This window comes from Exiguobacterium sp. s56, assembly GCF_018618255.1.
GTDB lineage: Bacteria > Bacillota > Bacilli > Exiguobacteriales > Exiguobacteriaceae > Exiguobacterium > Exiguobacterium chiriqhucha.
In genome coordinates, this window is record NZ_JACSLR010000004.1 from 112,397 (window position 1) to 127,024 (window position 14,628).

The window sequence follows — 14,628 nt, forward strand, 5'->3', positions numbered from 1 at the left end:
TATGCAATCGATCTATAACTCGGTCTCGTCGCTCACGCAGCTTCAGCGCCAGCTCGATGTGACCGGTCATAACATCGCCAACGTCGACACGGCCGGCTATAAGCGGGAACAGACCCACTTCGCCTCGCTCTTGTCGCAGGCGTACGACAATCAACCGCGTGCCGAGCTTGAAGTCGGACGCGACACCCCGAACGGGATTCGCATCGGCGTTGGCGGCCACGTCGCTGACATCAGTCAACAGTTCAATATCGGCCAAATCCGGAAGACGGACCGTGGTCTTGATGTGTTCTTGAAAGCGAGCCGCCAGTTCTTCGCCGTCGAGACAGAGAACGGTGTCGGATTGACCCGAAGCGGGAACATGCAGCTGTCGGTCGGTGATACGACGACGCTCGTCGACGTGAACGGCAACGCCCTCCTGGGTGCGGACGGGAACCCGATCGTCATGCCGAATGAGGCGACGGCGCATCGCGTCCGTCAAGATGGGATGGTCGTCGCCAGCGTGAACGGGGCCGAGCAAGAGTTCGGCCGTCTCGATATCGTCGAGGTGCGCAACACGTCAGCGCTCCAACCACTCGGCAACAACGTCTATGCGGCTGATTTGGCGGCGGACGTTGACCGTCCGCTCGGCAATCTGTTGATCGAAGGGACGCTCGAATCGTCGAACGTCGATTTGACGAAAGAGATGACCGACATGACGATTACGCAACGTGCCTACCAGATGAATTCACGGGCGTTGTCGATGAGTGACCAGATGATGGGACTCGTCACGTCACTCCGTTAATCACAGACCGTTCTTCTTCGGAAGGGCGGTTTTTGCATTACACTGAATAGGAGGAGGGATGGACATGCGAATTGTCGTGGCGATGGATTCGTTCAAAGGGTCGTTGACGAGCGTGGAAGCGAATCGGGCGGTTTGTCGGGCACTCGCTGGACACGATGTCATCGAGGTGCCGATTTCAGACGGAGGCGAAGGATTTTTAGATGCGTGGCTCCTGACACATCCGGATGCCGAGACCATCACGCAAGAAGTCATGTCGCTTGATGGGACGATGCGACAAGCACGGTACGGTTGGTTAGAACTGACGCGAGAAGCAGTCATCGAAGTCGCCGAGGCGTCCGGGCTCACACTTGTCGATACACTGGACCCGTGGCGCTACAGCTCCTATGGGACGGGGCTACAAATCAAGCATGCGCTCAAGAGCGGGGCGAAGCGCATCACTGTCGGCCTCGGCGGGAGCGCGACCGTCGACGGGGGAAAAGGTTTGCTCGAGGCGATCGGTGTCCGCTTCTTCGATGAGTTTGGACATGTCATTGGACCGTTCCCGCATCACATCGAGCGCGTCAGTCGTATCGACTGGTCAGGGCTCCTCCCGGAAGCACGTCAAGTCGAGTGGCGGATGGCCTCGGACGTGACGAACCCGTTGCTCGGACCAAAGGGGGCGGCGGCCGTGTTTGGACCACAGAAGGGACTGGCCCCACAAGACGTCGTTAGCTACGAGGAACGACTTTCCTCATACGCCCGTTGTTTCGAGCGTGATGTGACGGGAGAACCGGGAGCGGGTGCGGCCGGCGGGATTGGTTTCGCGCTCTATCAGCTCAGGGCCGTGTATGTGAGCGGAATCGAGGACGTCGTGCGGTGGTCGAATCTAGAGGAGACGTTACGGACGGTCGACTGGTTGATTACCGGAGAAGGCCACTTCGATGCGCAGTCGCTTCACGGGAAAGCGCCTTACGGGTTGGCACGTCTTGCCCATACGTACGACGTACCGACGCTCGTCTTCGCCGGACAATCGGAACTGATTGCCGTCCCGGACGTGGGGATTCAGGCCGTCTTCCCGATTGTTTCCCGGGTGATGACGCTCGAGGAAGCGATGCAGCAAGCGGCAGCGCTCTTGACGGACGCCGTCAGCCGAGCGTTCCGGTTAATCGACAAAGACGCCTGAACCAACTTCGGTTCAGGCGTCTTTGGGTCACGAGCGTTCTTTTAATAGGTCACGAATCTCCGAGAGGAGCTGTTCTTCACGCGACAGTTCCGGCTCCGGTGTCTCTTCGACCGCTTTTTCTCGCTTCAGACGGTTCAGCACTTTGACCATCATGAACAAGGCGAAGGCGACGAGGAAGAACTTGACGATTTCTTGCAGGAAGTTGCCATACGTTACCTTCACGCCGAGCACCGACACCGCGAGCGTCGAGAAGTCGATGCCGCCGATGAGGATGCCGAGGAACGGCATGAAGATGTCATTGACGAGCGACGTGACGATGGCCGTGAAGGCGGCCCCGAGGATGAAGGCGACGGCCAGGTCGATCACATTGCCTTTGATTGCAAACTCTTTGAATTCTTTCCACATAAAAATAAACCCTCCTAAATGATGAATACTCTTATGGTAGCACAGCATAGGCGGAAGCGGGCAGTATTTTTCACAGAAGCGTCGCCCTTGCCCTAGGCCGGGCGCTTGTTCGACGTATGGTAGATACGTTACACTTATATAGAACTCATGCAATAGTTTTAATACCAGGTACTAATATGTTATGATTAATTCAGCTGAAAGGATGTATGGACGTGGCGAACGAAGAACAGAACGGCTCGGAACAGACCGAGTCCAAAGAGCGGACGGAGCGGAAGCGATTATCGAACCATCGACGTTTCCCGATCTTGTTACGCGTCATCGTTGTCCTGCTGTTGGCTTTCGTGATGCTTGCGATTGGGGCCATCATTGGGTACAGCGTGATTGGCGGAGGCGAGTGGAAGGACGTGTTCAACATCGACACGTGGCGCCATATCACCGATTTTTGGCTAACATCATAAGGGTGGTGGAACCATGTACACGATTGAACAGATTAAAGAAGTGATCCCGCATCGGTACCCGTTTTTGCTCATCGACCGAATTCTTGAAGTCGAAGAAGGCACACGGGCCGTTGGATTAAAGAATGTGACGGCGAATGAAGAGTTCTTCAATGGACATTTCCCGGACTATAACGTCATGCCTGGCGTCTTGATCGTCGAAGCGCTCGCGCAAGTAGGCGCGTTCGCGATGCTCAAGCAAGAGTCGAACCGCGGCAAGCTCGCGTTCTTCGCAGGCATCGACGGATGTCGCTTCAAACGTCAAGTCGTCCCGGGCGATCAATTGCGCCTCGAGGTCGAAATCTTGAAAGTGCGCGGACCGATCGGTAAAGGACGCGCCGTGGCGACAGTCGATGGAGAAGTTGCTTGTGAAGCGGAACTCACTTTCGCCTTGAAGTGAGGAGAGAACGAGATGCGCGTATTGGTGATTGCCTTGATTCTCGGATTGGCGACCATCGTCGGTTGCCAACAAGTGCAAGATGATCCGGTCGAGGAGAACGTCGTGTTCGAACAGGACGTTGATGATGCGATGATCGACAAGCGAGCCGGCCAATCGGAATCGATTGCGGTCTCGCTCGAGCGGACGAACAGCTCAACGATGTTGTTCACGATTCGGATGCTCGAAGACCGTCGCCTCGATCCGACGACGATCATTAGTTATGAAGTCGACGGCACGCGTGTCCCGATTCCGTTCGGTGAACTCGTCGCGGAACGCGAAGGGGATGTGCGAACTTACGTCTATCAAGCGGATTTAAACCCCGATCTATTCGTCACCGAGACGCTGCCTCTCTTCCATGTCGGAGAAGAGGGCGAGGCTGAGGTGTCGATGCCGCTCGAGGTTGTAGATTCGACAAATGAATGAACGAACGGATGATTTTTGTCGAAAATCATCCGTTTTTTTGTGCAGTTTTTCGGAGATTGTCCGATACATACAGTAAGGACGAATGGAGGGAATCACATGAAACGAAATAAACCACAATCGCTACAGACGCGGATTTTGGCGATGATGTTGGCATTCATCACGCTACTCATCGTCACATTCGGCGTGTTGCAGTACGTCAGTACGAAGCATACGGTACAGAGCTCGATGCAAGCCGTCCTGTTGGCGGACGGGGCCCGGATTAGCGAGGCGATCGACGCGGAAGCGTATGCTTCATTTTTACAGAACCCTGCGAAAGATGAACGGTTCGAGCAGTTTCGAGAACAGCTCGATACGTATCGCACGCAAATCGGGGCGATGTACGTCTATACACTCGCGGCCGACGGGGAAGAGCTTCAAATCATCGTCGACGGTATGAGCGCGAGCGATGCGGTCGAAATCGGCACGCCGACGACGGCGACGTCTTTCGAAGATGCTAAAGCGGCGTTTGAGGGTGGGACCGTCACGACGCCGATCGTCGAGGACCCGGAATATGGAGACTATATGACCGTGCTCGTCCCGATCAAACAAGGTGGGGACGTCATCGGTGTCCTCGGAATCGACAAAGGGGCGAGTGATGTCGCGGCGGTGACGGAAGACGTGCTCCAAGAGAGCTTGCCCCCGATTCTCATCGGGCTCGTTATCTTGCTCGGGGTGGCTTCAGTCATCATTTGGCGCTACCTTGGCTGGAAACTTCGTCCGCTCCGGGAGCTCGAGCGTGTCGCGACCCATATCGCGAGCGGGGACTTGGCGACGGCGGCTCGTGAGATGGACAACATCCAGTTGAAGGCGAATGACGAAATCAAGCGGCTCACCGCCTCGATGGATCAGATGACGAAAATGCTCCGCGACTTGATCTCCGGATTACAAACGTCCGCCCAGACGGTGCGTGACGAGAGCGGCAACGTGGCAAGCATCTCGGAAGAAGTGAACGATGCCTCGCGTCAAATCGCGTTCACGATGGAAGAAATCGCGGGCGGTGTCGAGAATCAGAGCGTGCTCACGATGAAACTGTACGGACATATGAATGAGTTCTCGGGACTCGTCGACCAGACGGCGCACGACGGGAACGGCGTGAGCGAACAAGCGGAAGTCGTCAGTCGTGTGACGGCAGAAGGGCTCGAACTGATGGAGGATGCCGTCGGCAAGATGACGAACATCCATCTGCAAGTGCGCGAGTCGCAAGGCCAGGTGAAGGACTTCGAGCAACAGGCGGACGAAGTGACGGCGCTCGTCACGATGATCCGTCAAATCTCTGAGCAGACGAACTTGCTCGCCTTGAACGCGGCCATCGAGGCGGCTCGTGCCGGGGAGCATGGAAAAGGCTTCGCCGTCGTCGCTTCTGAGATTCGCAAGTTATCCGATAGCGTTGCGCGGTCGGTCAGTGAGATTTCGGAAATCGTTGGTAGCGTCAAACGAAACTCGATCGCGCTCGGTGAGACGTTCACGGACAGCATGCACGCTGCCGAGGACGGCAAGCGGACGCTCGAGGAGACGAAGCGCGCCTTCAATGAGATTGAACAGAGCGTGCGAGAGATGCAGCGCCTGACGAACTCGATGCAAGGGCAGCTCGGACGCGTCAAGACGAACCAAGACGACATCAAACGTGGTCTCTCTGATATCGCGTCGATTTCTGAAGAGAGTACGGCTGGTAACGAGGAAGTGGCCGCCTCGACCGAACAGATGTCGGCGACGAGCGAGACGATGAACCGGCTCGTCAAAGATTTGTCGCACACGGCCGAGGACATGCAACGCATGAGCCGACAGTTCAAGTTGTAAACAGTCTCAAGTCAGACATACCTCCATTGCGTCCGTTATACTAGGCGCAAGGGAGGTTTTTTCATGCAACGCGTCTCAAGTGAACTCACACAATTCCGCGGCAGTCACTATGACTTTGGCCGCTTTCAAGGACAATACATCAAGCGCAGCAAACTGCTCGAGAACCGGACCGACCAGTGGAAGCTCCGCGTCCCGCGCTTTGAGATTGACGAGCGCGAGGCGAAGCAGGCGTTCGACCGGTTCGCCCCGAAGATTTGGGAAGAACTGCTCGGACTCCAAGACGAGCTCGAGTTGACGCTCGCCGACACGCTCCTTCACTTCGGTCATTTCCGGGTCAATAATCCGATCAGTGGCTGTTCGATTTTGACGGGCGACAACTTCCTCGTCCGTAACTATGACTATCACCCGATGACGTACGACGGACGCTATAACGTGTTCCAGCCAGATGAGGGTTACGCCGTCATCGGTCCAGTCTCACGTGTCACCGGCCGGATGGACGGGATGAACGAGAAAGGGCTCGCCATGGGTTATAACTTCATCAACCGTCGGCGGCCTGGAGATGGGTTCGTCTGTCAGATGATTGGCCGAATGATTCTCGAGACGTGCGCCACGGTCGAGGAAGCGGTCGATTTGCTTCAAGAGATTCCGCACCGCGGCTCGTTCACGTATGTCGTCCATGACAAGTCGTCGAAGACACGCGTCATCGAAGCGACACCGCGTGACGTTCGTGTCCGCGAGTCGAATATCTGTACGAACCATTTCGAGCTATTGCAACACGAGAATCGTTACCATCTCGACGATTCGACGCGCCGGATGATGGAAATCAAGATGTATCAACATATCGTCCAGGACGCCGAGAGTGCGTTCCGGCTCATGAACGACTCGGACAAAGGCGTCTTCTCGGAGCTGTACAAGAGCTGGGCCGGCACGATTCACACGGCGGCTTACTTCCCGGAGACGCTCGAGACGTGGTTCGCCCTCGGTGGCGACCGCGACCCGGTCATCTTCGATTTTCAGGAGTGGCTCGACGGCAAAGATTTCGATTTACATGCCCTCGATGGGGAAATCGCGACCGACATCGAGTTCGCGAACACGGTCCAACTTTGGCGGTAACAAAACACAAGCAGCGGCTCATGATGAGTCGCTGCTTGTTTCGTTGAATCGAATCACGTGACTTGAAGTCGAGGTATCGTATGGGATGAAGCCGAGCGATTCATAGAACTGTGCCCCTTGCATCGTATATGTCCGGAGAATGACGGTGAGGAAGGTCCATTTCGCTTCGAGCAACAATGCGTTCGCGAGACGTCTCCCGATACCTTGTCTGCGATAATCCGGCAAGATATAAAACCGCCTCAACCGCCCGACCGGAAGTCCTGGAGAATATGGGTCTTGATTCAATCCTCCGATACCGAGCAGATTGCCAGAGTCGTCAAAAACACCTAGCAGACACTCGCCGGGTTGATCGAACCGGTTGCGTCCATCTCGAAAGTCATTCACCAATCGGTCGAGCATACGAAAGCCTTCCTGACGACTGGCGACAAGCAAGTCGGTCAAATCGACGAGGCTGAGGTCAAAAATGTGTCGAATCGAATAGGGGGTCATGGTCTCATCTCCATTCGCGTGTCGGGCGGTACAGTTTTCTGTAAAAGCGGGAATACTCATAGCAGGAGGGATTCAGATGAAACGAATCGGATTATTAGCCATCATGCTAAGCTTGATTGTCGTCCTCGGCGGCTGTGTGCCGGGTGACGGGACGTACACGACTGACCCAGCCGGATTCTTTTGGGGCGTCTGGCACGGTTGGATTGCACCGGTGTCACTCATTTTAGGCTTGTTCAATGATACGTATCGCGTCTATGAAGTGAACAACACCGGCTGGTTCTACGATTTAGGGTTCTATATCGCCATCATCAGCGGATTTGGCGGGGTAGCCGTGACACGGAAGAGCCGGGGATGACGTTAAACTGGCTTACGTCCCGTCACGGCGACCGTATGATAATCGCGCGAGTCAGGTCCTCGGCGTTCTTGAACGTCAATGAACCCGAGCGCAGAAGCAGCAGGAATCAACTGTTCACGCACGATTGCCGTGATACCGTCCCAGTTCACGTCACCTTTCCCATCACAGTACGTGATGAAGAATGACCCGCCTGGTTTGAGGACACGGTCGATGGCGGCAAGCACCGCGAGTACGTCTTCCCAAAAGTAGAGCGTATGGATGCTAAAGACGTGGTCAAACTGTTCGTCTTGGAACGGAATCGTCCCGATGTTTCCTTCGACGACAGCAGCCCGTTGTCCGCGGACGGCCGCGCGATTCCGTCGGAGCGCCGAGCGGACGATGGTCGCGGAACGGTCGAGCCCGGTCACATGTATCGTGTCGTCCGTCTGAAGTAGCCGAGCCAGTGCGTCCCCAGCGCCGCATCCGAGGTCAAGGATGAGGTCGTATGGTTGAATCTGAAGTTGCTCAATCGTCCAATCGACTTCGACCCGATGTTGCCGGACCATTTTCTCACCGATGTACGTCCCGACGATGCCGCGCGGGTTCTCGTATTGACTGTCAATCCATGTTTGAAGACGCGTGAAGCGCATCGAACCATTCCTTTCCGAATCCAGTAGATGTAGATTGAGTGTAGCATAAACATTTTGGGAGGGGAGTTGAATCGATGCGTTCCTTTTGGATTTTCGGCAATCAGTTGTCGCACGAGCTCGAACTATTCGATCACGTTGAGAACGATGACGTTATCGTCATGATCGAGGCGACGTCACGGGCGACGTGGCGACCGTACCATAAACAGAAACTCGTCCTCATCTTCTCGGCGATGCGCCACTTCGCTGAGGAACTGCGAGAAAAGGGCTACACGGTCGACTATCATGAGGCCGACTCGTTCCAAGACGCATGGGACGACCACTTCACACGATATGAACCGGAAGAGATTCATTATACGGCTGTCACCGACGCCGCGATGGAGAAGAAGTTGCAACAGTTAGGTCAGAAGCACAAGCTCGTCGAACATACGGACGTGCCGCTCTTCTATTTAACGAAAGCGGAAGCCGTCGACACGATCGGCAACGCGCCGTGGCGGATGGACCGCTTTTATCGTCAGATGCGGAAACGGTTCGACGTCTTGCTTGAGGACGGGAAACCGCGGGGTGGCAAATGGTCGTTCGATGCGGACAACCGCCAGCCCCCGAAAGACGGACTGACGTTCCCGGCCCCGATCCATTTCCGACCGGATGCGATCACGAAAGACGTCATTGAAAAGGTAGAACGAGATTTCGCCGACCATCCAGGGGACATCACCCCGTTCGTCTGGCCGGTGACACGCAGTGAGGCACGGCGTGCGCTCGCGCGTTTCGTCGAGGAGCGGTTCGCGAAGAACCAGCGCATGAAGATGATGGTCCGCAACTGGCAAGGCCGCGACGATGACGTCAAAGCTGATATTTTGGCGAAGGCAAGGCAGACGCTCGATGACACCGACTCCTTATGAGTCGGTTTTTTACGTCTTCTTCACAAAAATTTGCATCGGCTTCACGGCCGCTTTACATTCATCCGTTACGATATGACTTGTGAGACCCCTCATGCCAAGTGAATAGCAACCGGTAGAACATTCGAGAGACCAACAGAAGCCCGTACGTCGATGACGTCCTGTTTCTGTTGGTCCTTTTTTTAGGGAAGGATGATTCAAGTGAATGAAACGCTCCGCACGATCGGACAAGAGAAGATGATTGCCTCCATCAAATCACCGAAACAACTCGAGAAGTTCCTGCAGTCGGACGTGACGACGACGTTCCTCATGATGGGGACGCTCAGCACGCTCGACCGCTATGTCGCCCATTTGAAGCGCGAGAATCGGACCGTGTTCCTGCACGCTGAACGCATCAACGGCATCAGTCTCGACCGTGACGGCATCGACTATTTGGCGAAACGCGTCGGCGCCGACGGGATTGTGACGACGAAGGCGTCTGTCATCCAACACGCCAAACGGGCCGGCCTGATGACGGTGCAGCGCCTGTTCCTCGTCGACTCGGACGCCATCTCGTCAGGCATCAAGATGGCGAAAGACCAACAGCCGGACGCGCTCGAACTGATGCCGGGTCTCATTCCGAGTGTCATCGAGCACGTCGCGGAACACGTCTCGTTGCCGATTGTGACGGGTGGGATGATTCGAAAACCGATTCACGTGCATGAAGCACTTTCTCACGGGGCGTTCGCCGTCTCGACCGGGGATGAGCGATTATGGGCGTCGCAAGGAATGAAGGAGGATATCATATGAAATCGATTCAACTGCAGAATATCAAAAAGTCATACGACGAGACGGAAGTCATCCGTGGCATCGACGTGACGATCGAGGCCGGTGAATTCTTCGCCCTCGTCGGACCGTCGGGTTGCGGGAAGAGCACGATGCTCCGGATGATTGCTGGGCTCGAGTCAATCACGAGCGGGACGCTCCGCATCGACGGCGTCGCCGCGAACGACTTGAAACCGAGCGAACGCCAACTGTCGATGGTGTTCCAAAACTATGCGCTCTATCCGCATATGACCGTCGAGAAAAACATCACGTTCGGGTTACATACGAAAGGGCTGACGAAGCTCGAGCAGCGCGAACGTTGCTTGGAAGCGGCCGAGACGCTCGGACTGACCGACTATTTGAAGCGAAAGCCACGCGAGCTGTCGGGCGGGCAACGGCAACGGGTCGCACTGGCCCGGGCCATCGTCACCGAGTCACCGATCTGCCTCATGGACGAGCCGCTCTCGAACTTGGATGCGAAACTTCGGGCCAAAATGCGCTCGGAGATCCGGCAGCTGCAACGCAAGCTCAAGCTGACGATGATTTACGTTACGCACGACCAAGTCGAGGCGATGACGATGGCCGACCGGATGATGCTGTTGAACGATGGCGAGGTCCAACAAGTCGGTCAACCGCTCGATTTGTACAACAAGCCGGCGAACACGTTCGTCGCCTCGTTCATCGGTTCACCGCCGATGAATTTGACGCCGGTGCAGCGGAGTGACAAGGGCTGGGTCGCCTCGGACGGACGCCTGTTCCATCCGAACACTCTGACGCGAGAAGATACGGCGACGCTCGGTATCCGTCCGGAACAAATCACGCCGGCGAAAGAGGATGTCACGTTCTATGCCGAACTGAAGAACATCGAGGTGCTCGGCACGGAGACGATTCTCGCCTTCGATATGGGTGGCGTCGAATGGCTCGCCAAATGGCCGGGACAATGGCCGCTGTCGATCGGGGAGAAGATCGCCTGTTACGTCGACCCGAAACAAATATCTTTGTTTGATACGAACGGCAATCGTATCGAACCGCGGCAACCGAAACTGTTCGAGGCGTTGGAGGTGTTCCAATGACGGTCGCCCTTCCGAGACAACGCGTCCGGACCCGATTATCGGACGCGACGAGCGGGCTCCTCTACTTGTCCCCGTCGATCGCGTTATTTGGGATTTTCCTCGTGTATCCGCTGTTCCGGACGATTTACTTGAGTTTCTTTCAAACGGACACACAAGGGACGCCGCTCAGTTACGTCGGCGGCGAGCATTACGCCAAGCTGTTCACGAGCGCCTCGTTTTGGCAGAGCATTCAGGCGACGGTCGGCTTCGTTCTGTTGACCGTCCCGCTCACAATCATCATCGCGCTCGGTCTGGCGCTCCTCGCCAACGAGAAGCTGCGCGGGATTGGCATCTTCCGGACGGCGTTCTCGGCGACGATGGGGATGAGCGTCGCAGCCTCATCTGTCATTTGGATGTTCATGTACAACCCGTCCATCGGCATCTTCAACCGTTTCTTGGAAGCGATCGGAACGAGCGGGGTGCAGTGGCTCCTCGACCCGCAGTATGCGCTCCTATCCGTTTCGCTCGCGACCGTCTGGATGAACATCGGCTTCACATTCTTGATTCTTCTCGGCGGGCTGCAAAACATCGACCGGACGCTATACGAGAGTGCGGACATCGCCGGGACGGGGTATTGGACCCAGCTCCGAGCAATCACCATCCCGATGCTGTCACCAACCCTCTTCTTCGTCGGCATCATCTCGCTCATCAATGCGTTCCAGACGTTCGGGCAGATTGATTTGCTGACGAAAGGCGGGCCGACGAACTCGACGAACGTCATCGTCTACGCCATCTATAAGGACGCGTTTATCAACTATAACGTCGGCGGGGCGAGTGCGCAGGCCGTGCTCTTGTTCCTCACGGTCCTGACATTGACGTGGCTCCAGTTCAAGCTCGTCGAAAGGAAGGTGCATTACCAATGACGCTTCGGAAAGTAGTCACGTATACGCTCCTCGTCTTGAGCGCCGTCGTCATGCTGTTCCCGATTGCCTACGCGTTCTCGATCAGCCTGATGGATGGGAGTGAGGTGTTAAAAGGCAACCTCATCCCGCGCGACGTCACATTCGACAACTATGTCGCCGCGTTCGAGCGGATTCCGCTCATGACGTACTTATGGAACAGTCTCGTCGTCGCACTCCTCGTCATGGTCGGTCAAGTCGTCTTGTCGAGTCTTGCCGCCTTCGCGTTCGTCTTCATCGACTTCAAAGGGAAAGGGCTCATCTTTATGCTCTTCCTCGCGACGATGATGGTGCCTTGGGAAGCGACGATGGTACCGAACTTCTTGACGATTCAGTCGCTCGGCTGGCTCAACTCGGTGTGGGGGCTGTCGGTGCCGTTCTTCGCGCTCGCGTTCGGGACGTTTTTGCTAAGACAACAGTTCAAGACGATTCCGTACGAGATGTACGAGGCGTCACAAATCGCCGGCATCAGCCGCTTCCGTTTCTTTTGGAACGTCGTCTTGCCGGTGTCGAAGACACCGCTCGTCACGTTGTCGGTATATAGCTTCTTGACGACATGGAACATGTACTTATGGCCGCTCCTCGTGACAAACACGGAGCAGGCCCGCACGGTGCAAATCGGGATTAAGCAGATGCAGTCGAACGAGGTCGCCTCGGATTGGGGTGTCGTCATGGCGGCGGTCATCTTGATCATCATCCCGACGCTGATGCTGTTATTCGCAGGACAAAAGCAGTTACAGGAAGGCTTGACGCAAGGTGCGATCAAATAATAGGGGGAAACGTTCATGAAAAAGAAAGCATTATTCGCAGGGTTGGCCAGTTCGGTATTATTGCTCGGGGCATGTGGCAGTCAAGAAGCGGAAGAGGCAGCGGCGACCACGACGACGGATGGGAAGACAGAAGTCGTGTTTTGGCACGCGATGAGCGGGGACTTAGAGACCGCACTCAACAACCAAGTCGACGCTTTCAACGAGTCACAGGACGACTATGAAGTGAAATCGGTGTTCCAAGGCACGTATGAAGAGGCGCTCACGAAGTTCAACGCCGTCGCAGGGTCACCGGACGCACCGGCCATCATGCAGACGTTCGAGGTCGGCACGAAGTATATGATCGACTCGAACAAAATCACGCCGGTCCAGGAGTTCATCGACAAAGAGGACTTCGATACGGGCGTCTGGGAAGAGAACATCTTGAGCTATTACCAAGTCGACGGCAAGCAGTACTCGATGCCGTTCAACTCGTCGACACCGGTGCTCATCTACAACAAAGACGCGTTCGAAAAAGCAGGCCTCGACCCAGAGAAAGCGCCGCGCACGTATGACGAGCTGAAGCAAGCGGCGAAGGCACTGACGACCGACGGGCAGACCGGCTTCACGATGCTCAACTACGGTTGGTTCTTCGAGCAACTTGTCGCCGCGCAAGGCGGGCTCTATGTCGACAACGACAACGGCCGTAGCGGGGCACCTACGAAAGCTGTCTTTGATGGGGAAGAAGGGCAGAACGCCTTCAACTTGATTAAAGAGATGTATGACGAGAAGACGTTCATGAACGTCGGTCAAAACTGGGACGACATGCGTGCCGCTTTCCAATCAGGGAAAGTCGCCATGTATCTCGACTCGTCGGCCGGGATTCGCACCGTCGCGGATAACGCCGACTTCGAGGTCGGGGCATCATACTTGCCGGTGCCGAACGAAGCGGAGCGGGAAGGCGTCATCATCGGTGGAGCCTCGCTCTGGATGGGTGACGGCATCGCCGACGAGACGAAGCAAGGCGCATGGGAGTTCATGAAGTATGCGGCGTCGAAAGAAGCACAGGCCAAATGGCACGTCGAGACGGGCTACTTCGCCATCAATCCGGAGGCGTATGACGAGCCGATCGTCAAAGAGATGTGGGCCGAATATCCACAACTGAAAGTGACGGTCGATCAATTGAGCGAGACGACAGCCTCACCAGCGACACAAGGAGCGCTCATCTCGACGTTCCCGCAGTCCCGTCAAAGCGTCGTCAATGCGATGGAAAGCCTATACCAAGGCGTATCGGTCGAAGAGGCGTTGAAGCGCGCGGCCGATGAGACGACTTCCACCTTGGGACAATGATATGTTGATTTACGCACATCGCGGCTATAGCGCCAAGTATCCGGAGAACACACTAAGCGCGTTCAAGGCGGCGTTGCCTCACGTCGACGGCATCGAACTCGACGTCCAATTGACGCGCGACGGACGCCTCGTCGTCATCCATGACGAGACGGTCGACCGGACGACGAACGGGAGCGGTTTCGTCAAAGACATGACGCTCCGGCAGCTCCGCTTGCTCCGGACCGAGAGCGGGGAACGAATCCCGACGCTCGAGGAAGTGCTCGTCTTACTCGAACCGACCGACGTCACGCTCAACATCGAGCTGAAGACGGACCGGTTCGACTATGACGGGATCGAGTATCTGACGTGGCTCGCCGTCACCGAGTTCAAGCTCGAACAACGTGTCGTCTTCTCCTCGTTCAATCCGGACACGCTCATCCGATTGCGGAATATCGCCCGTGAGGCGAGGATTGCCGTCCTGACAACTGACGGGCATCCGAATTTGATCGAGTTCGTCGAGCGGATCGGGGCCGAGGCCGTCCACGCCCAGCCGGAGTTTATGGGGACAAGAGACTGGATGACGCTCCGCGAACAAAATCGGTTGCTTCGCCTGTATACCATCAATGACCCGAGCGAGCTGCCAGACATGACTGGTGTCGACGCCATCATGACGGACGAGGTCGAGCGGTTCCAATCGAGGTCGCATCATTGAAGTG

General features: G+C 56.1%; 18 protein-coding genes. 15 read left to right on the forward strand and 3 right to left on the reverse strand.

Annotated elements, in window-relative coordinates:
- Position 1: 1 nt before the first annotated feature.
- Together KNP71_RS05930 and KNP71_RS05935 are read left to right on the forward strand one after the other, a co-directional pair.
- A complete protein-coding gene (locus tag KNP71_RS05930) occupies positions 2–781 on the forward strand; it encodes a flagellar hook-basal body protein (RefSeq protein ID WP_131471421.1) in 780 nt (259 codons plus the stop codon).
- A gap of 64 nt (positions 782–845) precedes the next feature.
- Positions 846–1,943, forward strand: coding sequence for a glycerate kinase family protein (locus tag KNP71_RS05935; RefSeq protein ID WP_251132757.1), 1,098 nt, complete (start codon positions 846–848; stop codon positions 1,941–1,943).
- 27 nt (positions 1,944–1,970) lie between these two features.
- On the opposite strand, the gene mscL is transcribed toward KNP71_RS05935, so the two are convergent.
- Positions 1,971–2,348 (reverse strand): large-conductance mechanosensitive channel protein MscL, encoded by a 378-nt coding sequence (mscL, locus tag KNP71_RS05940; protein ID WP_029594700.1) that lies wholly within the window; start codon positions 2,346–2,348, stop codon positions 1,971–1,973.
- Positions 2,349–2,554: 206 nt separating this feature from the next.
- Between mscL and KNP71_RS05945 the strand changes: the two genes are divergently transcribed.
- The 5 genes from KNP71_RS05945 (at position 2,555) to KNP71_RS05965 (ending at position 6,653) form a co-directional block, all read left to right on the forward strand.
- The gene (locus KNP71_RS05945) at positions 2,555–2,806 is read left to right on the forward strand and encodes a DNA-directed RNA polymerase subunit beta (protein ID WP_029594701.1); all 252 of its coding nucleotides are present in this window, start codon (positions 2,555–2,557) and stop codon (positions 2,804–2,806) included.
- Positions 2,807–2,819: 13 nt separating this feature from the next.
- Positions 2,820–3,242, forward strand: a complete 423-nt coding sequence (gene fabZ, locus KNP71_RS05950) for a 3-hydroxyacyl-ACP dehydratase FabZ (RefSeq protein ID WP_029594702.1) — start codon at positions 2,820–2,822, stop codon at positions 3,240–3,242.
- 12 nt (positions 3,243–3,254) lie between these two features.
- Complete coding sequence (locus tag KNP71_RS05955; RefSeq protein WP_214719364.1) at positions 3,255–3,704, forward strand: hypothetical protein; 450 nt, start codon at positions 3,255–3,257, stop codon at positions 3,702–3,704.
- A 96-nt stretch (positions 3,705–3,800) separates the two neighbouring features.
- Positions 3,801–5,540 (forward strand): methyl-accepting chemotaxis protein, encoded by a 1,740-nt coding sequence (locus tag KNP71_RS05960; protein ID WP_214756113.1) that lies wholly within the window; start codon positions 3,801–3,803, stop codon positions 5,538–5,540.
- 63 nt (positions 5,541–5,603) lie between these two features.
- The gene (locus KNP71_RS05965; RefSeq protein WP_058764784.1) at positions 5,604–6,653 is read left to right on the forward strand and encodes a C45 family autoproteolytic acyltransferase/hydrolase; all 1,050 of its coding nucleotides are present in this window, start codon (positions 5,604–5,606) and stop codon (positions 6,651–6,653) included.
- 18 nt (positions 6,654–6,671) lie between these two features.
- On the opposite strand, the gene KNP71_RS05970 is transcribed toward KNP71_RS05965, so the two are convergent.
- Entirely contained in the window at positions 6,672–7,142 is a 471-nt protein-coding gene (locus KNP71_RS05970; protein ID WP_084158352.1) for a GNAT family N-acetyltransferase, read from the reverse strand.
- Positions 7,143–7,218: 76 nt separating this feature from the next.
- Here KNP71_RS05970 and KNP71_RS05975 point away from each other — a divergent pair, with 76 nt between their 5' ends.
- Complete coding sequence (locus KNP71_RS05975) at positions 7,219–7,497, forward strand: membrane protein (protein ID WP_029594708.1); 279 nt, start codon at positions 7,219–7,221, stop codon at positions 7,495–7,497.
- Positions 7,498–7,499: 2 nt separating this feature from the next.
- On the opposite strand, the gene KNP71_RS05980 is transcribed toward KNP71_RS05975, so the two are convergent.
- Entirely contained in the window at positions 7,500–8,126 is a 627-nt protein-coding gene (locus tag KNP71_RS05980) for a class I SAM-dependent methyltransferase (protein ID WP_029594709.1), read from the reverse strand.
- 74 nt (positions 8,127–8,200) lie between these two features.
- Here KNP71_RS05980 and KNP71_RS05985 point away from each other — a divergent pair, with 74 nt between their 5' ends.
- The 7 genes from KNP71_RS05985 (at position 8,201) to KNP71_RS06015 (ending at position 14,624) form a co-directional block, all read left to right on the forward strand.
- On the forward strand, positions 8,201–9,025 hold the full coding sequence (locus KNP71_RS05985) for a cryptochrome/photolyase family protein (RefSeq protein ID WP_241764568.1): 825 nt from the start codon (positions 8,201–8,203) through the stop codon (positions 9,023–9,025).
- 189 nt (positions 9,026–9,214) lie between these two features.
- Positions 9,215–9,811, forward strand: a complete 597-nt coding sequence (locus KNP71_RS05990) for a glycerol-3-phosphate responsive antiterminator (RefSeq protein ID WP_029594711.1) — start codon at positions 9,215–9,217, stop codon at positions 9,809–9,811.
- Entirely contained in the window at positions 9,808–10,899 is a 1,092-nt protein-coding gene (locus tag KNP71_RS05995; RefSeq protein ID WP_029594712.1) for an ABC transporter ATP-binding protein, read from the forward strand. Before KNP71_RS05990 ends, KNP71_RS05995 begins: the two co-directional genes overlap by 4 nt.
- Entirely contained in the window at positions 10,896–11,801 is a 906-nt protein-coding gene (locus tag KNP71_RS06000; RefSeq protein ID WP_029594713.1) for a carbohydrate ABC transporter permease, read from the forward strand. Before KNP71_RS05995 ends, KNP71_RS06000 begins: the two co-directional genes overlap by 4 nt.
- Positions 11,798–12,607, forward strand: a complete 810-nt coding sequence (locus tag KNP71_RS06005) for a carbohydrate ABC transporter permease (protein WP_029594714.1) — start codon at positions 11,798–11,800, stop codon at positions 12,605–12,607. Before KNP71_RS06000 ends, KNP71_RS06005 begins: the two co-directional genes overlap by 4 nt.
- 15 nt (positions 12,608–12,622) lie before the next feature.
- The gene (locus KNP71_RS06010; RefSeq protein ID WP_051627672.1) at positions 12,623–13,933 is read left to right on the forward strand and encodes an ABC transporter substrate-binding protein; all 1,311 of its coding nucleotides are present in this window, start codon (positions 12,623–12,625) and stop codon (positions 13,931–13,933) included.
- A gap of 1 nt (position 13,934) precedes the next feature.
- The gene (locus KNP71_RS06015; protein WP_029594716.1) at positions 13,935–14,624 is read left to right on the forward strand and encodes a glycerophosphodiester phosphodiesterase; all 690 of its coding nucleotides are present in this window, start codon (positions 13,935–13,937) and stop codon (positions 14,622–14,624) included.
- Positions 14,625–14,628 lie beyond the last annotated feature (4 nt).